Origin of the sequence: Cereibacter changlensis JA139 (assembly GCF_003034985.1) — a bacterium.
Classification (GTDB): Bacteria; Pseudomonadota; Alphaproteobacteria; order Rhodobacterales; family Rhodobacteraceae; genus Cereibacter; species Cereibacter changlensis.
On record NZ_PZKG01000019.1, the window covers coordinates 30,405 to 51,576 of the forward strand.

19 protein-coding genes and 1 pseudogene are annotated in these 21,172 nt (G+C 67.5%); 4 read left to right on the plus strand and 16 right to left on the minus strand.

Going from position 1 to position 21,172, the window contains the following annotated elements; genetic code table 11:
- Positions 1 to 127 precede the first annotated feature (127 nt).
- Positions 128 to 1,591 carry a D-alanyl-D-alanine carboxypeptidase family protein gene (locus tag C5F48_RS06460; RefSeq protein WP_170139687.1) on the plus strand — a complete coding sequence of 488 codons (1,464 nt, stop codon included), beginning with the start codon at positions 128 to 130 and terminating at the stop codon, positions 1,589 to 1,591.
- Between the two features lie 59 nt (positions 1,592 to 1,650).
- Here C5F48_RS06460 and ccoS read toward each other — a convergent pair whose 3' ends face one another.
- From ccoS to ccoN, 8 genes are all read right to left on the minus strand, one after another.
- Positions 1,651 to 1,809 carry a cbb3-type cytochrome oxidase assembly protein CcoS gene (gene ccoS / locus C5F48_RS06465; RefSeq protein WP_107663093.1) on the minus strand — a complete coding sequence of 53 codons (159 nt, stop codon included), beginning with the start codon at positions 1,807 to 1,809 and terminating at the stop codon, positions 1,651 to 1,653.
- Positions 1,809 to 4,013: a heavy metal translocating P-type ATPase gene (locus C5F48_RS06470; protein WP_107663094.1), complete on the minus strand. Its 2,205-nt coding sequence runs from the start codon at positions 4,011 to 4,013 to the stop codon at positions 1,809 to 1,811. Before C5F48_RS06470 ends, ccoS begins: the two co-directional genes overlap by 1 nt.
- A 3-nt stretch (positions 4,014 to 4,016) precedes the next feature.
- The gene (locus C5F48_RS06475; RefSeq protein ID WP_107663095.1) at positions 4,017 to 4,475 is read right to left on the minus strand and encodes a FixH family protein; all 459 of its coding nucleotides are present in this window, start codon (positions 4,473 to 4,475) and stop codon (positions 4,017 to 4,019) included.
- Between the two features lies 1 nt (position 4,476).
- Positions 4,477 to 5,940, minus strand: a complete 1,464-nt coding sequence (ccoG, locus tag C5F48_RS06480) for a cytochrome c oxidase accessory protein CcoG (RefSeq protein WP_107663096.1) — start codon at positions 5,938 to 5,940, stop codon at positions 4,477 to 4,479.
- A 237-nt stretch (positions 5,941 to 6,177) separates the two neighbouring features.
- Entirely contained in the window at positions 6,178 to 7,056 is an 879-nt protein-coding gene (gene ccoP / locus C5F48_RS06485) for a cytochrome-c oxidase, cbb3-type subunit III (RefSeq protein WP_107663097.1), read from the minus strand.
- Complete coding sequence (locus tag C5F48_RS06490; RefSeq protein ID WP_107663098.1) at positions 7,053 to 7,256, minus strand: cbb3-type cytochrome c oxidase subunit 3; 204 nt, start codon at positions 7,254 to 7,256, stop codon at positions 7,053 to 7,055. The genes ccoP and C5F48_RS06490 overlap by 4 nt, the downstream gene beginning before the upstream one ends.
- A gap of 12 nt (positions 7,257 to 7,268) precedes the next feature.
- Positions 7,269 to 8,042, minus strand: coding sequence for a cytochrome-c oxidase, cbb3-type subunit II (gene ccoO / locus C5F48_RS06495; RefSeq protein ID WP_107663099.1), 774 nt, complete (start codon positions 8,040 to 8,042; stop codon positions 7,269 to 7,271).
- A 12-nt stretch (positions 8,043 to 8,054) separates the two neighbouring features.
- Positions 8,055 to 9,656, minus strand: a complete 1,602-nt coding sequence (ccoN, locus tag C5F48_RS06500) for a cytochrome-c oxidase, cbb3-type subunit I (RefSeq protein ID WP_107663100.1) — start codon at positions 9,654 to 9,656, stop codon at positions 8,055 to 8,057.
- A gap of 199 nt (positions 9,657 to 9,855) precedes the next feature.
- Between ccoN and C5F48_RS06505 the strand changes: the two genes are divergently transcribed.
- On the plus strand, positions 9,856 to 10,704 hold the full coding sequence (locus C5F48_RS06505) for a universal stress protein (protein WP_107663101.1): 849 nt from the start codon (positions 9,856 to 9,858) through the stop codon (positions 10,702 to 10,704).
- A gap of 2 nt (positions 10,705 to 10,706) precedes the next feature.
- Here the strand turns inward: C5F48_RS06505 and fnrL are convergent, their stop codons facing one another.
- On the minus strand, positions 10,707 to 11,456 hold the full coding sequence (gene fnrL, locus C5F48_RS06510; protein ID WP_107663111.1) for a transcriptional regulator FnrL: 750 nt from the start codon (positions 11,454 to 11,456) through the stop codon (positions 10,707 to 10,709).
- Between the two features lie 63 nt (positions 11,457 to 11,519).
- On the opposite strand from fnrL, the gene hemN reads away from it, so the two are divergent.
- Positions 11,520 to 12,872, plus strand: coding sequence for an oxygen-independent coproporphyrinogen III oxidase (gene hemN / locus C5F48_RS06515; protein ID WP_107663102.1), 1,353 nt, complete (start codon positions 11,520 to 11,522; stop codon positions 12,870 to 12,872).
- 177 nt (positions 12,873 to 13,049) lie between these two features.
- Here the strand turns inward: hemN and C5F48_RS06520 are convergent, their stop codons facing one another.
- From C5F48_RS06520 to C5F48_RS06540, 5 genes are all read right to left on the minus strand, one after another.
- A complete protein-coding gene (locus tag C5F48_RS06520; RefSeq protein ID WP_107663103.1) occupies positions 13,050 to 14,654 on the minus strand; it encodes an ABC transporter ATP-binding protein in 1,605 nt (534 codons plus the stop codon).
- Positions 14,651 to 15,757 (minus strand): ABC transporter permease, encoded by a 1,107-nt coding sequence (locus C5F48_RS06525; RefSeq protein ID WP_107663104.1) that lies wholly within the window; start codon positions 15,755 to 15,757, stop codon positions 14,651 to 14,653. The genes C5F48_RS06520 and C5F48_RS06525 overlap by 4 nt, the downstream gene beginning before the upstream one ends.
- Positions 15,758 to 16,843 carry a microcin C ABC transporter permease YejB gene (locus C5F48_RS06530; RefSeq protein ID WP_107663105.1) on the minus strand — a complete coding sequence of 362 codons (1,086 nt, stop codon included), beginning with the start codon at positions 16,841 to 16,843 and terminating at the stop codon, positions 15,758 to 15,760.
- Positions 16,844 to 16,862: 19 nt separating this feature from the next.
- Positions 16,863 to 18,785 carry an extracellular solute-binding protein gene (locus C5F48_RS06535; RefSeq protein WP_107663106.1) on the minus strand — a complete coding sequence of 641 codons (1,923 nt, stop codon included), beginning with the start codon at positions 18,783 to 18,785 and terminating at the stop codon, positions 16,863 to 16,865.
- A gap of 162 nt (positions 18,786 to 18,947) precedes the next feature.
- Positions 18,948 to 19,460: a c-type cytochrome gene (locus C5F48_RS06540; protein ID WP_107663107.1), complete on the minus strand. Its 513-nt coding sequence runs from the start codon at positions 19,458 to 19,460 to the stop codon at positions 18,948 to 18,950.
- A 105-nt stretch (positions 19,461 to 19,565) separates the two neighbouring features.
- Between C5F48_RS06540 and C5F48_RS06545 the strand changes: the two genes are divergently transcribed.
- Positions 19,566 to 20,414 carry a prephenate dehydratase gene (locus tag C5F48_RS06545; RefSeq protein WP_107663108.1) on the plus strand — a complete coding sequence of 283 codons (849 nt, stop codon included), beginning with the start codon at positions 19,566 to 19,568 and terminating at the stop codon, positions 20,412 to 20,414.
- 6 nt (positions 20,415 to 20,420) lie between these two features.
- Here the strand turns inward: C5F48_RS06545 and C5F48_RS06550 are convergent, their stop codons facing one another.
- Both C5F48_RS06550 and C5F48_RS06555 read right to left on the minus strand, forming a co-directional pair.
- Positions 20,421 to 20,885, minus strand: a complete 465-nt coding sequence (locus C5F48_RS06550; protein WP_107663109.1) for an SRPBCC family protein — start codon at positions 20,883 to 20,885, stop codon at positions 20,421 to 20,423.
- 36 nt (positions 20,886 to 20,921) lie between these two features.
- A pseudogene (locus tag C5F48_RS06555) lies at positions 20,922 to 21,172 on the minus strand (NAD(+) diphosphatase); the annotation flags it as partial.

Here is a 21,172-nt window from a genome sequence, read left to right on the forward strand (position 1 = left end):
GCTTGTGCGCAAACCTCTTGAAACAAGGGGGTTTTCCTGAATCACCCTGTATGTTAGCGTTTCTCCACGAAGAATAAGCCCCGGCAAAAACAGGGGCGGGACCGAGGCAGAAGAAGGACATGGCGACGTGACATCGCTTATGGGGCAGTATGTCCGCAATCTGACATTCGTGGTTTTGGCGGCCTGCGCCGCGCTCTCGACCGGAGCGGCGAGCGCCGCCCCCTATGCCGCAGTGGTCATGGATGCGCGGACCGGCGAAACGCTGTACGAAACCAACGCTGACACGCGGCTGCATCCGGCCTCGCTGACCAAGATGATGACGCTCTACATCACCTTCCAGGCGATCCAGCGCGGCGAGATCAGCCTCGATTCGATGGTGACGGTCACCAAGCACGCCGCCGCCCAGCCGCCGTCGCGACTCGGGCTGCGTTCCGGCCAGAAAATTGCCCTGCGCTACCTGATCCGCGCCGCCGCGGTGAAATCCGCCAACGACGCCGCCACCGCGATCTGCGAGGCCATCGGCGGCTCGGAAGCCCAGTTTGCCGCCCGGATGAACGTCACCGCCCGGGCGATGGGCATGAACAGCACCACCTTCAAGAACTGCAACGGCCTGACCAGCGAGGGCCACCTGTCCACCGCCCGCGACATGAACACGCTGGGGCGGCGGATCTTTTTCGACTTCCCGCAATATTACAACATCTTCTCGCGCCGCACCGCCGATGCCGGCATGGCCAAGGTAAACAACACCAACACCCGCTTCCTCGACGCCTACAAAGGCGCCGACGGGATCAAGACCGGCTACACGAACCCGGCCGGCTTCAACCTGACCGCCTCGGCCGAGCGCGGCAACAAGCGGATCATCGCGACGATCTTCGGCGGCAAGTCCACCGCGCATCGCAACGCCAAGATGGCGGAGCTGATGGACCTCGGCTTCAACGCCGCGCCGAACAACGCCCGGGTGCGCAAGCCCGCGCCGATCAGCTACGAGGCGGTGGCTGTGGCCGCCGCCCGCAGCGCGCCGGCCACGGCCCAGACCATGGCGGTGGCCCTGGCCTCCTCGCCCCGCCCGCTGCCGCGCCCGGGGCTCGCCCACGCCGCTGCAGCGGCCGAGGCGGTCTCGGCCATGCAGGGCAGCATCGATTCGGCGCTCGCCGAAGCGGCGGCGACCGGCGCTGTGGCCACCGCGGTGGCGGCCATCGCCCCGGAGAGCGGCAGCATCGTGAACCTCTCGGCCTCGGTCATTCCGCAGCCCCGCCCCGAGATGGCGGAGACCCAGGTCGCCGCCCTCGTCGCGCCGCCGGCCGTGGCACCGGTGCCCACCGCCCCCGAGGTGGTGACGCGCATGTCGACCTCCGGCGGCCGGCACTGGGGAATCAACGTCGGCCGCTTCCCGTCGAACGCCACGGCCGAGCGGCAGCTGATGACCATCGCCCTTGCCGAAAGCGCCACCCTCACCGACGGGCTGCGCAAGATCGTGCAGCGCAGCGGCGGCTATGACGCCAACTTCATGGGGCTGACCCAGGATCAGGCCGACCTCGCCTGCCGCCGGCTGCAGGCCCGCGCGGTGCAGTGCTTCGCCATCGGGCCGTAAAGCGGCCCACAGCTTCACAAAAGAAAACGCCGGGGCCGCGAGGCTCCGGCGTCTTCATGTCAGGGCTTGGGCTTGTCCTCGTAGTCGGGCTTCAGGATCCGGCTGGCGTCGCCCTGCGGATCGTCGAACTGCCGCGACTTCAGCGCCCAGAAGAAGGCGGCGAGGCCGATCCCGCCGAGGAACAGCGAGATCGGGATGAGATAGGCGAGGATATCCATCAGCGCAGCCTCAGGGCATTCAGGGAAACCGTGATCGACGAGAGCGACATGGCGAGCGCCGCCGCCAGCGGCGTGGCGAGCCCGACCAGCGCCAAGGGCACGGCGATGACGTTGTAGCCAGCCGAGATGCCGAAGTTCTCGCGGATGCGCCGGGTCGCCTGCCCCGCGATGCGCAGAGCGTCACCGATCGGCGCCATGTCCTGCCCCAGCAGCACGATGTCGGAGGCGACGCGGGCCGCGTCCAGCGCCGAGGCGGGCGAGATCGAGACATGCGCAGCCGCCAGCGCCGCCGTGTCGTTCAGCCCGTCGCCCACCATCAGCACCCGCCGCCCCTCGGCGGTCAGCTCGGCCACCCGCGCCGCCTTTTCGGCGGGCAGCGCGCCCGAGGTCCAGTCGGCGATGCCGAGCCTTGTCGCCAGATCGGCCACCGCCCCCTCGCTGTCGCCCGAGATCAAGAGGATGCGCTTGCCCTGCGCCCTGAGCGCCGCCACCGCCTGCTCCGCCCCCGGGCGCAGCCGGTCGGCGAAGGTCAGCGCCCGCGTCGTGCCGCCGAGCGAGAGATAGGTCGCCGTCACCGCCAGCGGCGCGGCCCCCACCCATTCCGCACGCCCCAGCCGGACGACCTGCCCGCGCCAGAGCCCCTCGATGCCGTATCCCGGCGCCTCGCGCAGCGCCTCGACCCTCGCCGGGGGAATGCCCGCACTGCGCGTCGCCGCCGCCAGCGCCATGGCCAGCGGGTGCGACGAGGCCTGCGCCAGCGCCGCCACCACTTCCAGCGTGGCGCGGCTGTGCTCGCCCAGATTGGTCGGCTCCGGTGCGCCGAGGGTCAGGGTCCCGGTCTTGTCGAAGACCACGGTATCCACCTCGGCCAGCCGCTCCAGCGCCGTGCCGTGCTTGATGAGCAGCCCCTTGCGGAACAGCTTGCCGCTCGCCGCGGTCACCACGGCGGGCACGGCCAGACCGAGGGCACAGGGACAGGTGATGATCAGCACCGCCGCCGAGATGTTGATCGCATAGCGCACGTCGCCGCCGGTGATCCACATCCAGACGCCGAAGGCGCCGAAGGACAGGATGTGCACCAAGGGCGAATAGAGCCGCGAGGCGCGGTCGGCCAGCGAGGTGTAGCGGGTCTTGGCGCTTTCCGCGACCGCCACCAGATCGGCCATGCGGTGCAGCGACGAATCCTTGCCCGCCGCAGTCACCCGCACGGTGAGCGGCCCGGTCAGGTTGACCTCACCCGCCGAGACCACCGTGTCGGGCCCCGCCATCACCGGCAGGCTCTCCCCGGTCAGCAGCGAGCGGTCGAGCTCGCTCGAGCCTTCCGTCACCACCCCGTCGACCGGCATCCGCCCGCCCGGGCGCACCCGGACCCATTCGCCCACCGCCAGTTCCGCGATCGGCACCGTCACCTCGGCCCCGTCGCGCAGGGCGGTGGCGCGCGGCACTTCCAGCGCCGCAAGCTCCTCCGCCGCCGAACGGGCGACGGCGCGGGTGCGGTGGTCGAGATAGCGGCCCGCGAGCAGGAAGAAGGTCAGCATCACCGCCGCATCGAAATAGGCGTGATGGCCGGAGTGGAAGGTCTCGAACAGCGAGATCGAGGAGGCGAGGATGATGGCGAGCGAGATCGGCACATCCATCCCCAGCCGCCCCGCCCGGAGCGAGCGCCAGGCGTTCTTGAAGAAGGGCTGCCCGGCGAAGACCACGGTCGGCAGCGCGATGGCCGCCGAAATCCAGTGGAACATGTCACGCGTCGCATCCTCGGCCCCGGACCAGACGGCCACCGACAGCAGCATGACGTTCATCATCGAGAAACCGGCGACGCCGAGCCGCATCAAGAGTTCGCGCCCCTGCCGGTCGGTCTCGGTGGCCGAGAGCATGCCGGCGTCGAGCTCATGCGCCTCGTAGCCCAGACCGTCGAGCGCGGCGATCAGCGCCTCCGCCGTCACCTCGGGCTCGGCATCGACGCTGACGCGGCGCAGCGTCAGGTTCACCCTCGCCGAGCGCACGCCGGGCAGCTTCTCCAGCCCGCCTTCGACAGTGGACATGCAGGCCGCGCAATGCGCCGTGGGCAGCGACAGCATCAGCCGGGCCGAGGTCGGTGCCGCAAGCTGGGCCAGCCGCTCGGCCGAGGGAACCACGGCGCAGGCGGGGCAGGCCGAAGCGGTCTGACCGCCGCCGGTGTCGATGCGCTCGGCGATGCTCATGGCTCAGCCTTCCACGAAGAGGTCGATCCGCTGCCGGAACGGCGTGCCGTCGCGGGCGGTGGCCTCGACATGCATCATCCACTTGCCGGGCTGCAGGTCGAGCGGCGCGGAATAGACGCCGGCGGCCCGGTCGAACTGCGGGCGCTGGTCCTGCTGCGCCTCGGTGGTGCGCCCGACCAGCACGGTCAGCGTGGCGACATCGGCGGGCAGGCCGTCATCGCCGGTGAAGCTCAGGTGCAGCGCCTTGCCCGTCTCGTCATAGTCGCTGGCCAGGGTCCAGCCGAGGCCCAGCTGGGCCGCCTTGTCGCTGTCGAAGCTCTGGCTGGCGACATAGGAGTTCTCCACCTCCAGCCCCGGGAAGGTGCTGATCGCCTGCCAGGCCATCACCAGATTGACCCCGATGATGACGCTGAACGCGCTCACCGTGATGAAGAGCACCTTGCGCCCGGTGATCTCGCCCATGTCAGTCGCCCTTTCCGTTGAAGATCGTGTCGTGGTGGACCCGCTCGGTATTGCTCAGGTCCTCGACCCAGAGCCGCAGCTCGCTGCGCTCGGCCAGCGCCGCCGGACTGCCGGCCTGCGCCGTCAGATAGATGCGCTGGGTCATGGTCTGGTTGGCCGGCACGGTGACCACCTGCCCCGGCGCGCCTTCCAGCGTCAGGTCCAGCGCGGCGTCGCTGGTCAGCGAGATCTGGAACTGCCGGTCGTCGCCATGCTTGTTCAACAGCCTCAGGTCGTAGGTGTTGCGGATCGCCCCGTCCGACAGGGTGACATAGGTCGGATTGCGCACCGGGGTCACGTTCACGTCGATGTCGGTGCGCAGGAACAGCGCAACCACCAGCGCGGCGCCGACCCCGGACCAGAGCGCGGTGTAGAGCAGGGTGCGCAGGCGGAACACATGTTTCCAGGCCGATTTAGGCTTGCCGCCGGCGCGCTCGGCCACCTCGTCGGTATAGGCGAGATAGGAGATCAGCCCGCGCGGCTTGCCGACTCGGTCCATCACGTCGTCGCAGGCGTCGATGCAGAGCGCGCAGGTGATGCACTCCATCTGCTGGCCGTTGCGGATGTCGATCCCCATCGGGCAGACGTTCACGCAGGCCATGCAGTCGATGCAGTCGCCCTTTGCAGGCGCGGAGCTGACGAGGTCCGGCGCCGCCTTGGCAGGAGCAGCGCCCTTGTGCAGCTTGCCGCGCGGCTCGCCGCGCCAGTCGCGATAGGCGACGGTGATCGTGTCCTCGTCGACCATCGCCGCCTGGATCCGCGGCCAGGGGCAGGCGTAGATGCAGATCTGCTCGCGGGCGAAGCCGCCGAAGGCGAAGGTGGTCAGAGTCAGGATGGCGATGGTGATATAGGCCGCCGGATGGGCGCTGAAGGTCAGCAGGTTGCCCAGCAGCGTCGGTGCATCGGTGAAGTAGAACACCCAGGCCCCGCCGGTCGCCAGCCCGATGAACAGCCAGACGACCCATTTCACCAGCCGCTTGCGGATCTTCTCGGCGTTCCAGCTTTGGTGGTGCAGCCTGACCCGGGCGTTGCGGTCGCCCTCGATCCAGCGCTCGACCAGGATGAACAGGTCGGTCCAGACCGTCTGCGGGCAGGCATAGCCGCACCAGACCCGGCCGGCGGCCGAGGTGAAGAGGAAGAGCCCGAGCCCCGCCATGATCAGCAGGCCGGCGACGAAGTAGAATTCGTGCGGCCAGATCTCGATCATGAAGAAGAAGAAGCGCCGGTTGGCGATGTCGACCAGCACCGCCTGATCCGGCAGGTTCGGGCCGCGGTCCCAGCGGATCCAGGGGGTGATGTAGTAGATCCCCAGCGTCACCGCCATGATCCACCACTTCAGCGTGCGGAACGTGCCCTTCACGCGGCGCGGGAAGACCGGCTCGCGTTTGGCATAGAGGCTGGTGGGCTGGGTATCGGGGCTGGTCACAGGCGGACTCCGGCTGGATGGGTGCTCCGGTGCTAGCGGACGGGAGCGGCGGCGAGCCTTGACCTGCATCAATAAACGCATTTGTGATACATCATTAGAGGCAGGCGAAACTCAAGGCAGGCGTGCGACGCCCCATCCCCTCCCTCTGGAGGGCGCGCCGGCTTCCCGCACTCGGAACGCGCGCAGGGTGGGAAGCCGGCGTCGGTCCCGGGGGCGTGCAGCCCCCGGGACCCTCAGTCACTCGCCGCCGCCGAGCCCGTGGACATAAACCGCCACCGAGCGGATGTCGGCTTCGGTCAGGCGCTGGTTCCAGTTCGGCATGACGCCGAAACGGGCATTGGTGACGGTGTCGGTCAGCGTCTCCTGGTCGCCGCCATAGAGCCAGATCGCGTCGGTCAGGTTCGGCGCGCCGACCGAGCGGTCGCCCTTGCCCTCTTCGCCATGGCAGGCGACGCAGTTCTCGGCGAAGACCACGGCCCCTTCGGCGGCCAGCGCAGCGTCATGCTCCTGCCCCGAGATGGCCAGCACATGCTGCACCACCTGCGCGATCTGCGCCGGCTCCAGCAGTTGGTCGGCCCCGAAGCGCGGCATCTCGGAATAGCGCGACTCGGCGTCGGTGGTGTTGCGGATGCCATGGGTGACGGTGGTGTGGATCGAGTCGATGTCGCCGCCCCAGATCCAGTCGTCGTCCAAGAGGTTGGGATAGCCCTGCCCCTGCACCCCCGCCGCCCCGGAACCATGGCATTGCGAGCAGTTGGTGCGGAACACGGCAGCCCCGGCGTTGGTCGCATACTGGTTCAGCTCCGGATCGGCGGCGATGGCGGTCAGGTCGGCCGCCTCCAGCCGGGCGCGGATCGGCGCGTTGGCGTCATTGAAGCGCTGGATCTCGGCCGCCACATCGGCGCGGGTCGAGGCCCCGAGCAGACCCGGCGTGGCCCGGTTGATCATCGGCCAGGCCGGATAGGCGATGGAATAGCCCAGCGCGAAGACGATGCAGGCGTAGAAGGTCCAGAGCCACCAGCGCGGCATCGGGTTGTTGAACTCCTCGATCCCGTCCCATGAATGGCCGGTGGTCGTCGGGTCGCCGGGTTTCCGGTTGGTCGGTTTCACACTCATGTCCTCGCCTCCCCTGACGACGGCTTGGCGCCGTCGCTGGCGGGTTTCGTATCGTTGCGGAAGATCGAATTCGCGACATCCTGGTGCAGGCGCCGGCTGCCCGGGCGCCAGGCCCAGAGCACGACCCCCACGAAGAAGGCGGTCAGCAGCAGCAGCATCCAGCTGTCGGCGAACTCACGGAGCAGGCTGTAGGTATCCATGGTCTGCCCCCCTCACCGGTTCGGATCGGGCTGGAAGGTCGAGAAGTCGACCATCGTCCCCAGCACCTGCAGATAGGCGATCAGCGCGTCCATCTCAGTCAGCTGCGGCTGGCCGTCGAAGTTGCGCACCGCGATCAGCGGGTCGCGGTCGCTCTGCCGCTCCGGATCGGTCGGCAGCATCGCCGTCTTGTAGCGCTCCACCATGCCGTCATAGTCGGCGTCCGGATCGGCCTGCGCCCGGAAGTCGGCGACGGCGTTCTGCAGCATGTCGTCGGTGTAGGGCGTGCCCAGCATCCGGTGCACCTGCATCTCGTCGCCGATGCGGCGGCCGTCGATCTCGCGGTCGAGCAGGAAGCCGTATTTCGGCATCACCGACTCCGGCACCACCGACTGCGGGTCGGTCAGGTGATCGACGTGCCAGTCGTCGGAGTAGCGCTCGCCCACCCGGGCCAAATCCGGCCCGGTGCGCTTGGAGCCCCACTGGAACGGATGGTCATACATCGATTCCGCGGCGAGGCTGTAATGGCCGTAACGCTCCACCTCGTCGCGCATCGGGCGGATCATCTGGCTGTGGCAGACGTAGCAGCCCTCGCGGATGTAGATGTTGCGCCCCGCCAGTTCGAGCGGGGTGTAGGGCCGCACGCCCTCCACCTCCTCGATGGTGTTCTCGAGGTAGAACAGCGGCACGATCTGCACCAGACCGCCGATGGTGACCACGAGGAAGCTGAGGATCAGCAGCAGCGTGGCGTGGGTTTCGATGACTTTATGTTTGTCGAGAAAGGCCATGGTTCCCTCCGATTATTCAGCGGGAACAGCCGTGGAGGACGACACCCGGGCGGGTGCGGACTTCACGGTTTTCCACAGGTTGAAGCACATGATCAGCGCGCCGGCGAGGTACATGACCCCACCCAGGCCCCGGACCACGTACATCGGGAACTTGGCGGCGACGGTGTCGGCGAAGGCGTTGACGAGGAAGCCGTTGGCGTCCACCTCGCGCCACATCAGGCCCTCCATGATGCCGGTGACCCACATGGCCGAGGCGTAGAGCACGATGCCGATGGTCGCGAGCCAGAAGTGCCAGGAGACCAGCGTCAGGCTGTAGAGCCGCTCGCGGTTCCAGAGTTTCGGCGTCAGGAAGTAGAGCGCGCCGAAGGTGATCATGCCGTTCCAGCCGAGAGCGCCGGAATGGACGTGGCCGATGGTCCAGTCGGTGTAATGCGACAGCGAGTTCACCGCCTTGATCGACATCATCGGCCCTTCGAAGGTCGACATGCCGTAGAAGCCGATGGAGACCACCATCATCCGGATCACCGGGTCGGTGCGCAGCTTGTCCCAGGCGCCGGACAGCGTCATCAGGCCGTTGATCATCCCGCCCCAGGACGGCATCCACAGCATGATCGAGAACACCATGCCCAGTGTCGCGGCCCATTCCGGCAGCGCGGTGTAGTGCAGGTGGTGCGGACCGGCCCAGATGTAGAGGAAGATCAGCGCCCAGAAGTGGACGATCGACAGCTTGTAGCTGAAGACGGGACGTTCGGCCTGCTTCGGCACGAAGTAGTACATCATCCCGAGGAAGCCCGCGGTCAGGAAGAAGCCCACAGCGTTGTGGCCATACCACCACTGCACCATCGCATCCTGCACGCCCGAGAAGACCTGCACCGATTTGGAGCCGAGGAAGGAGACCGGGATCGCCAGGTTGTTGAAGATGTGCAGCATCGCCACGGTGACGATGAAGGACAGGTAGAACCAGTTCGCCACGTAGATGTGGGGTTCCTTGCGCTTGATGATCGTGCCGAGGAACACCACCAGATAGGCGACCCAGACGATGGTCAGCCAGAGGTCGATGTGCCATTCCGGCTCCGCGTATTCCTTCGACTGCGATCCGCCCAGCAGGTAGCTGGTGGCGGCGAGCACGATGAAGAGGTTGTAGCCCCAGAACACGAACCAGGCGAGGTTGCCGCCGAACAGCCGCGCCGCGCTGGTGCGCTGCACCACGTAGAAGCTGGTGCAGATCAGCGCGTTGCCGCCGAAGGCGAAGATCACCGCCGAGGTGTGCAGCGGCCGCAGCCGACCGAAGTTCAGGTAGCCCTCCGCCCAGTCGAAATTCAGCGCCGGAAAGGCGAGCTGGAAGGCGATGATCGTGCCGACCAGGAAGCCGACGACCCCCCAGGCCGCCGTCGCGACGACGCCGTAGCGGATCACCCCATCCATGTATTCCGTCTGGAGCACCGGCTGGCGCGGCTCGTCCATCTTGCGTAGCGTCCAGAGGAAGACAAAGCCGGCGGCCAGCATGACCTCGACTGCGTTTATCATGAATGCGAGGTCATGCGCCTTGTTGGCCACGATCGCGGCGCCCAGCGCGATCAGGCCCAGCACGACCAGCTTTAAGTAATCCCACATTGTGCGTCCCTTCGTCTTTCCGGTCCGACTCGGGGGTCGGCCGACGTTCTTCGACGCGTTGTATGTGACGGCATACCGGCTAGACCGCCTTGATCCACATCAAGACTTTCCGCGCTGCCGCTTGATCCGGCTCAAGGAAAACAGGGGATTCCGGCGGTATGGAAAGGCATACTGGCTTTTCCCGAGGAGGATTCCTGCAATGGCCTACAAATCCATTCTGACCGTTGCGACAGCCGCAGATCGGCTGGAACCGGCGCTTTCCGTGGCCTCCCGCCTCGCCCTGGCGGAAGACGGCCATCTGGACGTGCTGGCGCTCGGCATCGACGCGACGCAGGTCGCCTATTACAACATGGGCGGCACCGCGGTGGTGCTGCAGATGGCGCTGGAGCGCGCCGAAACCGATGCCCAGGCCATCGAGAAGGCGGCGAACGCCCTGATCCTGGCCCAGCCCGCCGGGCTACGCGCCTCGGTCGAGGCGGCGGTGGCGCAGCTTGGCGGGATGACGGGGCTGGTCGGCCTGCGGTCGCGCTTCGCCGATCTAGTGGTGCTGCCGCGGCCCTATGGCAAGGGGCGCGGGCCGGAGGCCGAGGCGGTGGTGGAGGCCGCGCTGTTCGACGGGCAGGCGCCGGTGCTGGTGCTGCCCGACGATCCGGCGCTCAGCGCCAGCGTCGGCAACCGCGTCGTCGTCGCCTGGGACCAGAGCCGCGAGGCGCTGACCGCCGTGCGCCGCGCCCTGCCCTTCCTCCTGCGCGCCGAGACGGTGAACATCGTCGTGGTCGATCCGTCAGCCCATGGCGCGGAACGGTCGGACCCCGGCGGGATGCTCTGCCAGATGCTGGTGCGGCACGGGGTGCGGGCCGAGGTCTCGGTCATCGCCAAGACGCTGCCGCGAATCTCCGACGTGCTGGCCCGGCATGTGCGCGACCTGAACGCCGACCTGCTGGTGATGGGGGCCTACGGCCATTCGCGGTTCCGCGAGGCGATCCTCGGCGGCGCGACGCGCGACCTCTTGGAGCTGGCCGAGACGCCGATCCTGATGGCGCACTGATCTCAGACGAGGAAGCCGCCGTCGCTGTCGTCGCCGGCTTCCTCGAGCAACCGCCCGAGGTCGTTGACGATGACATGCCGCTTGCCCTCGAGCGCGATCACCCCGTCGCGCCGCAGCGCCGAGACCTGGCGGCTCACTGTCTCCAGCGTCAGCCCGAGATAATCGGCCATCTCCTCCCGCGTCAGCGGCAGGTCGAAGACAATCGGGCCCTTGCTGGCGTCGCGCAGCTTCAGCGAGGCGTCGCGCCGGGCGATGATCGCCAAGAGGCTCGCGATCTTCTCCCGCGCGGTCTTGCGGCCTAGCAGCAGCATCCACTCCCGCGCCGCATCGAGTTCGTCCAGCGTCATCTCGAGCAGGCGCTGGCCGACATGCGGCGTGGCGATCATCATCTCCTCGAAGGGCTTGCGGCGGAAGCAGCACATCAGAAGGTCGGTGGTCGCGGTGACGTCATAGGCCACGGTCTGCCGACCCGGCCGCCCGACGAAATCCGACGGCAGCAGAAGCCCGACCATCTGGCGGCGGCCGTCCTCCATGGTCTGGGTCAACGTGGCGATGCCGGTGACCACCGAAGCCACGAAATCCATCTTGTCGCCGGACCAGATCACCGTCTGGCCCGCCTGGTAGGAGCGGTAATACTTGATGTTCTCGAGCTGCGCGAGCTCGTCGGTATCGCAGCGCGCACAGACGGCCCGGTGGCGGATCGGGCAATCGCCACATCCTCCATGCAGCGTTGGTACGTCGTGCAGCGCCATGCCCATAATCCCCGCTTGATCTGCATCAAAGCCATAACCGAGTTTCAGCCATAACGAAAGCCGATGGAGACACTCGCCAAGCTGACCAGATTTGGGCTCTTCGACGCCCGTGTGCCACGGTATACCAGTTACCCGACGGCGCCGCATTTCGGTCCCGCAGTCACCGGTCGCGCCTTATGCGACTGGATTTCCGCCATTCCCGCCGGTTCCTCCATTTCGTTGTATCTGCATATTCCCTTTTGTAGAAGGCTTTGTTTTTTCTGTGCCTGCCGCACCCAGGGCACCAGTTCCGACGCTCCGGTGCGCGCTTATGTCGCAACGCTGAAGTCGGAAATCGCCCTCGTGAAGGCCCGGCTGGCCCCGGGCGTCACCCTGTCCCGGCTGCACTGGGGTGGCGGCACCCCGACGCTGATCCCTGCCGAGCTGATGCGCGAGCTGAGCGCCGCCATCCTCGACGCGGCGCCGATGGGCAAGGGCGCGGAATTCTCGGTGGAGATCGACCCGAACGAGATCGACGACGCGCGACTCGACGCCTTGGCCGAGGCGGGCATGACCCGGGCCTCGATCGGGGTGCAGGATTTCGATCCCGAAATCCAGCGCCTCATCGGCCGCGAACAGAGCTATGAGCTGACCCGCAACGTGATCGAGGGGCTGCGCGCCCGCGGCATCCGCAGCCTGAGCACCGATATCCTCTACGGCCTGCCTTCGCAGACCACCGGGCGGATCGCCGAGTCGGTGCAGAAACTGCTGTCGCTGTCGCCGGACCGCGTTGCCCTCTACGGCTATGCCCATGTGCCCTGGATGTCGCGGCGCCAGCTGATGATCCCCACCGACCTCGTGCCCCGCGCCGAGGAGCGGCTGCAGCTGTTCGAAGTGGCGCGCGACCTGCTGGCCTGGGACGGCTACCGTCAGGTCGGCATCGACCATTTCGCCCGGCCCGATGACGGGCTGGCGGTGGCGCAGGCGGTCGGGCGGCTCAGGCGCAACTTCCAGGGCTACACCGACGACACCGCGCCGGTGCTGATCGGCCTCGGGGCCTCGGCGATCTCGCGCTTCCCGCAGGGCTATGCGCAGAATGCGGCGACCACCTCGGACCATGTGAAGGCGATCCGCGCCGGGCATTTCTCCACCGCGCGCGGCCATGTCTTCGCCGGAGAGGACCTGCTGCGCGCCCGGATCATCGAGGCGCTGATGTGCGATTTCCGGGTCAGCCGGGCGGAGCTTTCGCGTTTCGACGTGGCGCCGGAGCGGCTGCAGGCGCTGTTCGACGCCGCCGCCCAGGCCTTTCCGGGGATGCTCGACCTCGACGCTTCCGGTCTCGCCATCCCGCCCGAGGCTCGGCCGCTGACCCGGATGATCGCCCGCGCCTTCGACGCCTATGACCAGAGCGGCCTGCCGCACAGCGCGGCCTTCTGATCCACGAAATCACCCCATCCCCTATCACCTCGGCGACCGGCGCGGCAGCAAGCCGCCGCCACCGCCTCCTGCGTCGCCCTTACAGAACGCAGGGACTGACCCGCATCAGCGCGCCGAAGGCCGGTTGGGGCGCCTCGGAGAAGGTCTGGGGGCGAAGAGGATCCTCATCGCGCCGGCCTATTCCGCCCCGGGAACCGCCTGTCCGAAGGCCGCCGCCAGCAGGGTGCGGGTATAGTCGTTCTTCGGGGCGGCGAAGACGGTGGCGCTGTCGCCCTCCTCGACCACATCGCCTTCCTTCATCACCATGACCCGGTGCGACAGGGCCCGCACCACCCGCAGGTCGTGGCTGATGAAGAGATAGGCCAGCCCCCATTTGCGCTGCAGGTCGCGCAGCAGATCGACGATCTGCACCTGCACCGTCATGTCGAGCGCGCTGGTCGGCTCGTCCAGCACCACCAGCTTCGGCCGCAGGATCATGGCGCGGGCGATGGCCACCCGCTGCCGCTGCCCGCCGGAGAATTCGTGCGGATAGCGCCCCATCGCCGCCGGGTCGAGCCCGACCTCGGTCATGATCTCGGCCACCATCTCGCGCCGGTTGCGCCCGGGCTCCAGCCCGTGCACGCCCAGCCCCTCGGCGATGATCTGCTCCACCGTCATGCGCGGGCTGAGACTGCCGAACGGGTCCTGGAAGACGATCTGCATGTCGCGGCGCAGGTCGCGCATCTGGCGGCTGCGATAGCCGCTGATGTCCTGCCCCATGAAGACCACCGGCCCCTCCGACGCGATCAGCCGCATGATCGCCAGCGCCAGCGTGGTCTTGCCCGACCCGCTCTCGCCCACCACCCCCACCGTCTCGCCGGCGCGGATCGCCAGCGTGGCGTCGTTCACCGCCTTCACATGGCCGACGGTGCGCTTCAGCAGCCCGCGATGGATCGGAAACCAGACCCGCAGGTTGCGGGTGCTGACGATCTCGGGCGCATCGGCGGGCACCGGGTCGGGGCGGCCCTGCGGCTCGGCGGCGAGCAGCTTGCGGGTGTAGGGGTGCTGCGGGTCGGCGAAGATCTGCGCCGCCGGGCCCTGCTCTACGATCTCGCCGCCCTGCATCACGCAGACCCGGTCGGCGATGCGCCGCACCACGCCGAGGTCATGGGTGATGAACAGAAGGCTCAGCCCTTCCTTCGCCTTCAGCTCGGCCAGAAGATCGAGGATCTGTGCCTGGATCGTCACGTCGAGCGCGGTGGTCGGCTCGTCGGCGATCAGCAGGTCGGGGCCGTTGGCGAGCGCCATCGCGATCATCACCCGCTGCCGCTGCCCGCCCGAAAGCTGGTGCGGATAGGCGCCGAGCCGGCTTTCCGCCTCGCGGATGCCGACCTTTTCCAGCAGATCGAGCACCCGCGCCCGCGCCTTGGCCCCGGTCAGCCCCTGATGCAGCGCGAGGCTTTCGCTCAGCTGCCGCTCGATCGTGTGCAGCGGGTTCAGCGAGGTCATCGGCTCCTGGAAGATGAAGCTGATGTCGTTGCCGCGCACCTTCCGCAGCAGCGGCTCCGCCGCCCCCACAATCTCCTGTCCGTTGTAGCGCACCGAGCCGCCGCGTCCGGCGCTGTCGGGCAGAAGCGCCACTGTGGACAGCGCGGTGACGGATTTGCCCGACCCGCTCTCGCCCACCAAGGCCACGGTCTCGCCCTTGCCGACGGTGAAGCTCACGCCCTTCACCGCCTCGATCACCCGCCCGTCCTGCCGGAAGCGGACTGTGAGGTTCTGCACGTCGAGAACGGCGGTCATCTGAACGTCTTTCGCGGATCGAAGGCGTCGCGGATGCCCTCGAAGATGAAGACCATCAGGCTCAGCATGATGGCGAAGGCGAAGAAGGCGGTGAAACCGAGCCAGGGCGCCTGCAGGTTCTGCTTGGCCTGCAGCGTCAGCTCGCCCAGCGACGGCGCGCTGGCCGGCAGGCCGAAGCCGAGGAAGTCGAGCGCCGCGAGGCTGCCGATGGTGCCGGTGATGATGAAGGGCAGCATGGTCAGCGTGGCGACCATCGCGTTCGGCAGCACATGGCGGAACATGATCACCCGGTCCGAGACGCCCAGCGCCCGTGCGGCGCGGACATATTCGAAGTTGCGGGCGCGCAGGAACTCGGCCCGCACCACGCCGACGAGCCCCGTCCAGCCGAAGAACACCATCAGCCCGACCAGCAGCCAGAAGTTCATCTGCCAGATCGCCGCGACGATGATGATGACATAGAGCGACGGGGTGGAGCCCCAGAGCTCGATGATGCGCTGGAAGATAAGGTCGGTCAGCCCGCCGAAATAGCCCTGCACCGCCCCCGCCGCGATGCCGATGACCGAGGTCAGCGCGGTGACGATCAGCGCGAAGGCGACCGAGAGCCGGAAGCCGTAGATCACCCGCGCCAGCACATCCCGCGCCGTGTCATCGGTGCCGAGCCAGTGCTGCGCATCGGGGGCCGAAGGCGCGGCCCCCCCGATGTTGTTGATCGTGTTGTAGCTGTAGGGGATCGGCGGCCAGAGCATCCAGCCGGTCTGCACCGGCTGGCCGTCCACCGTGCCGCCCTTGGCCTCTGCCATCACCCCCTCGGGATCGTCCCAGCAGGCCTCGCTGCCGGCGGCGACGATCAGGCATTGCACCTCGGGATCGCGATAGGCGGCTTCGGTCTGGAAGTCGCCGCCGAAGGCCGTCTCGGGGTAGAAGCTGCGGATCGGCAGGTAATACTCGCCCTTGTAGTTCACGATCAGCGGCTTGTCGTTGGCGAGAAGCTCGGCGAAGAGCGACAGGCCGAACAGCAGCGAGAACACCACCAGCGACCAGAAGGCCCGGCCGTTGGAGCGGAAGTTGCGCCAGCGGCGCTGGTTCAGCGGCGACAGCGCCATCTAGCCCCTCGTCTCGAAATCGATGCGGGGGTCGATCCAGATATACATCAGGTCCGCCAGGATCCCCATCAGCAGCCCCATCAGCCCGAAGACGAAGAGCGTGCCGAAGATCACCGGATAGTCCCGCGCCACCGCCGCCTCGAACCCGAGCCGCCCCAGCCCGTCGAGCGAGAAGATCGTCTCGATGATCAGGCTGCCGCCGAAGAAGACCGAGACGAAGACCGAGGGAAAGCTGGCGATGACGATCAGCATGGCGTTGCGGAACACATGGCCGTAGAGCACCCGGCTCTCGCTCAGCCCCTTGGCCCGCGCCGTCATCACGTATTGCTTGCGGATCTCCTCGAGGAAGCTGTTCTTTGTCAGCAGCGTCAGCGTGGCGAAGGCCGAGATGGTCGAGGCCAGCACCGGCAGGGTGATGTGCCAGAAGTAGTCAACCACCTTGCCCCAGAGGCTCAACTGGTCCCAGTTGTCCGAGGTCAGGCCGCGCAGCGGGAACCACTGCCAGTAGGAGCCGCCCGCGAAGAGCACCAGAAGCAGGATGGCGAAGAGGAAGCCGGGGATCGCATAGGCGATGATGATCGCGCCGGAGGTCCAGGTGTCGAAGCTGGACCCGTCGCGCACCGCCTTGCGGATGCCGAGCGGAATCGAGACCATATAGGCGATCAGCGTCGACCAGAGCCCGAGCGAGATCGAGACCGGCATCTTCTCCAGCACCAGATCCACGACCGAGATCGAGCGGAAATAGCTCTCGCCGAAGTCGAACTGCAGGTAGTTCCACATCATCGTCAGGAAGCGTTCCAGCGGCGGCTTGTCGAAGCCGAACTGCCGCTCCAGATCGGCGATGAACTCCGGCGGCAGGCCGCGCGAGCCGACGTAGCGTTCATCCGAGGCGAAATCCTGCGCGCCCCCACCGGCGTCGCCGCCGCCGCCGATGGTCTGGAAGGCGTCGCCGCCGCCCTCGAGCCGGGCAAGCACCTGCTCGATCGGGCCGCCGGGCACGAACTGGGTCAGGACGAAGTTGATGACCATGATGCCGAACAGCGTCGGGATGATCAGCAACAACCGCCGGAGGATATAGGCGCCCATATGGGGGAACTGCTCTTTCTTATCGCAACACGCCCGCCGTCTTCAGCGCGGCGGCTTTGTCGGCGTTGTACCACCAGAAGGACAGTTCGCCCAGCGCATAGGGCGGCAGCGTCTCGGGATGCTCGTACATGTCGTAATAGGCGACGGTATGGGTGCTCTTGTACCATTGTGGTATCCAGAAGCGCTCGGCGCGCAGCACCCGGTCCAGCGCCTTGGTCGCGGCGGTCAGCTCGTCGCTGGTCTCGGTCGCCAGCACCACGTCGATCAGCCTGTCCACCGCCGGGCTCTTCAGCCCCATCATGTTGAAGCTGGACACATCCGCCGTGCCGGAGCCGTAATGCTGCTTCAGCTCGGAGCCGGAGATGTAGTTGGTCATGGCGTTGCCGACGGCGATGTCGAAATCGAAGGCCGGCGGCCGGCTGCGGCTTTCCATCTGGGCGTTGTCGACCCTCGTCATCAGCGCGTCGACGCCCAGCGCGCGCAGGTTCTCGACATAGGGGTTGATCACCCGGTCGAAGGTCTGGCTGTCGTTCAGGAACTCGACGCGCAGCACCTCGCCCGCCGCGTTGCGCCGGAGCCCGCCCTCGCCGACCGGCCAGCCCGCCGCGTCCAGCAGGGCGCTGGCCTTGCGCAGGTTGCCGCGGTCGAGCTGGCGCGGGCCGGAGGTGGGGGCCATCACCGGCGGATCGGTCAGGATCGACGCGGGCAGCAGCCCCTCGTCCACCAGCGGCTTCAGGTAGGCCGCCTCCTCCGGCGAGGGAGGACCCTCGGCCTCGAGATAGCTGTTCTCCCAGAGCGAGTTCACCCGCTCGTAGATGCCATAGAACAGCGTCTCGTTCGACCATTCGAAGTTGAACATCAGCCCCAGCGCCTCGCGCACCCGGGGATCCTGGAACTTCTCGCGCCGCAGGTTCATCATGAAGCCCTGCCCGGTCGCCTTGGCGCCGGAGTGCAGCTCGGCCTTCACCACGCCGCCGTTCTGCACCGCCGGGAAGTCGTAGCCGGTGGCCCAGAGGATCGCCGAGGCCTCGTTGCGGAAGGTGTAGCTGCCGCCCTTGAAGCCCTCGAAGGCGGCGTTGTAATCGGCGTAGTATTCGATGCGGATCGTATCGAAGTTGTTGGTCCCGCGGTTGATCGGCAGGTCCGCGCCCCAGTAATCCGGGTTGCGCTTGTAGACCACCGATTGGCCGATGTTCATCCTATCCAGCAGATAGGGGCCGGAGCCGAGGAAGGGCGTCAGGCTACTCTCTTCCAGATCGAGGTTGTTCGCCTCGTAATGCGCCTTCGAGATCACCGGCAGCCCGCCCACGTCCTGCGGCAGGTCGCGGGTCGGGATGCCCGGCTTGAAGGTGAACTTCACCCGGTGATCGCCCAGCGCCTCGGCGCTTTCGACCTGTGTGGCGAAGATGGTGCGGAAATCGGTCAGGCCCTTGGCCAGCAGCGTCTCGTAGGAGAAGACCACGTCGGCGGCGGTCAGCGGCGTGCCATCGGAGAACCGCGCCTCGGGCCGCAGGTTGAAGATCACCCAGGACCGGTCCTCGGGATATTCCAGCGTCTCGCAGAGCAGGCAGTAGGCCGCGCCGATCTCGTCGGCGGTGCCGGTGAGGATGCTCTCGAGGCTGATGTTCGACAACGCCGCCGCCCGGCCCTTGATCGAATAGGGGTTCATCGAGTCGAAGCCGCCGAAGGTCCATTCGGCGATCTCGCCGCCCTTGGGCGCCTCGGGGTTCACGTAGTCGAGATGGGTGAAATCCGCCGGATACTTCAGGTCGCCGAAGGTCGAGATGCCATGCGCGGTGATCACCGCCGGCTCCTGCGCCCGGGCGGCGACCGCCCAGCCCGCCAGCGCCAGCATGCCGAGACCCGCCACCAGCCAAGGCCGCGCGTCGGGACGGTCAGCGACCCTGACCTCGATACGCGACGTGCGGTGCTGTCTCTTCATGCCGTTCTCCCCCTGTCCGGTCCGGGCTTGCGCCACCCGATCTACAATCATGTAGGTAAAACGTATCTTGTCGATGGCTCAAGTTGCGATTGCGTGAAGCGTCGGCGGCGGAACGCAAAAGGCCGCCCCGAAGGACGGCCCTGCGACGCGATATGCGGTCGATTACGGCAGCGTCGCCAGATAGGCGACCAGATTGGCGCGATCGGTGTCCTTGGGCAGACCGGCGAAGGTCATCTTGGTGCCGGGGACATAGCCCTTGGGGCTGGCCAGGAACGCGTTCAGTTCCTCGCCGTTCCAGACCTTGTCGGCATGGGTCAGCATCGCGTCGGAATAGGCATAGCCGGCGATCGAGGCGACCTGGCGATCGACCACGCCGTTCAGGTGCGGGCCGGTGGCGTCGCCGCCGTCGACCTTGTGGCAGGCCGAGCACTTGGCGAAGACCTTCTGCCCGGCGGCCGGGTCGGCCGCGGCCAGCAGATCGGCGAAGGGCACGGCCTCCGCGGCTTCCTCGGCCGGGGCGGCGCCGGTGTCGATCACATAGGCCTGCTGTTCGTCCTCACCATGCCCACCACCAACAGAGTACAGGGTCTCCCCGGCCCACCCGCCCAGGAGAAACACCAGCAGCGCGCCGCAGCCCGCGCCAACCACCTTGGTGCTAGTCATCGTGTCGAACATGTCGCGTCCACCTCTGGCTTCCAATCCGGGGGTATCTACCTGCTTCCCCCCCTCCCTTTCAAGGTGTAGTAGCGAAAACCTACGCGCAAGTTACGGGGTTTTGAGGTGCAGCAGGTCACGACAACCGGACGGATCGCCTTTCAGGGCGAGCTTGGAGCCTATTCGCACGAGGCCTGCCGCCAGGCGCGCCCGGACATGGAGGCCGTTCCCTGCCGGACCTTCGAGGATGCGATCGAACTGGTGCGCGGCGGCGAGGCCGATCTGGCAATGCTGCCGGTGGAGAATTCCACCTATGGCCGGGTGGCCGACATCCACTCGCTGCTGCCCGGTTCGGGGCTGCGGATCATCGACGAGGCCTTCGTCCGCGTCCACATCAACCTCCTCGCCCTGCCCGGTACGCCGCTGGAGCAGATCGAATCCGCCATGAGCCATACGGTGCTGCTGGGCCAGTGCCGCGGCTTCCTCAAGACGCACAACCTGCGCGCCGTCACCGGGGCCGATACCGCGGGGTCTGCCAAGCTGGTGGCCGAGTTCGGCGATCCGAAGATGGCGGCGCTGGCCTCGGAACTGGCGGGCGAGATCTACGGGCTCGACGTGGTGGCGCGGCAGATCGAGGACCAGTCGAACAACACCACCCGCTTCCTCGTCATGGCGCGCGAGGCCGACTGGACCCGGCGCGGGCCGGGCAAGATGGTGACGACCTTCACCTTCCGCGTCCGCAACATCCCGGCGGCGCTCTACAAGGCGATGGGCGGCTTCGCCACCAACGGCATCAACATGACCAAGCTGGAAAGCTACATGGTCGGCGGGTCGTTCATCGCGACCGAGTTCTATGCCGACATCGAGGGCCACCCGGAAGACGACAACGTCGCCAGGGCGCTGGACGAGCTGCGCTACTTCACCAGCCAGCACGAGATCCTCGGCGTCTACCCGGCGCACCCCGGCCGCGGCTGAGGCGGCTCAGGCGCGGCGGAAACGCTCCTCGATATCGGCGGCGAGACGGGCGACCTGATGCTCGTAGCGCTGGACCAGCTTCGCCTTGCCCAGCTTCACCGAGTGCAGCAGCACCCGCGCCGAAAGGCTGCGCGGCCGCGCCTCGGAGATCACCACCACCCGGGTGCGGCGCGGGCCGAGCTCCAAAAGCTCGATCTCCAGCGTGGCCTCGAAGGACCCGCCGGCGCCGGTGAAGAGCAGCTTCTGCGGCGCTTCCAGCACGGCCAGCCGCACCTCGCCGCTGCGCAGCTTGCCGCGGTAGTCGATCTGCACCTGCCAGCCCATGCCCGGCTGCGCCGCCGTCAGCCCGTCGGTGCGCTGCACATCCGCGCCCCGGCGCAGCGCCGCGCGCTCCCAGCTGTCGAAATCGCAAAGCCTTCCGAAGACGAAGCCGATCGGCGCCTCGACATCTTCCCGCGTGCTGAGCCTCATCCCGCCTCCTCTCCTTGCGAACTCCCGTGACGCACCTCAGTCCAGCCGGTCGGCCAGCCAGGCCGCGATCAGGAAATGCGCGATGGCCCCCTTGCGCGCCGGCCGCACCTCCGGATGGGCGCCGGCCATCACCGTCACCATCTCCTCCCGGCTGATCCAGCGCGCCTCCTCCAGCTCCACCGGGTCGAGGGTGATCGCATCGGTCAGGGCCTCGCCATGGCAGCCGATCATCAGCGAGGCCGGGAAGGGCCAGGGCTGGCTGGCGAGGTAGCGCACCGCGCCGACCC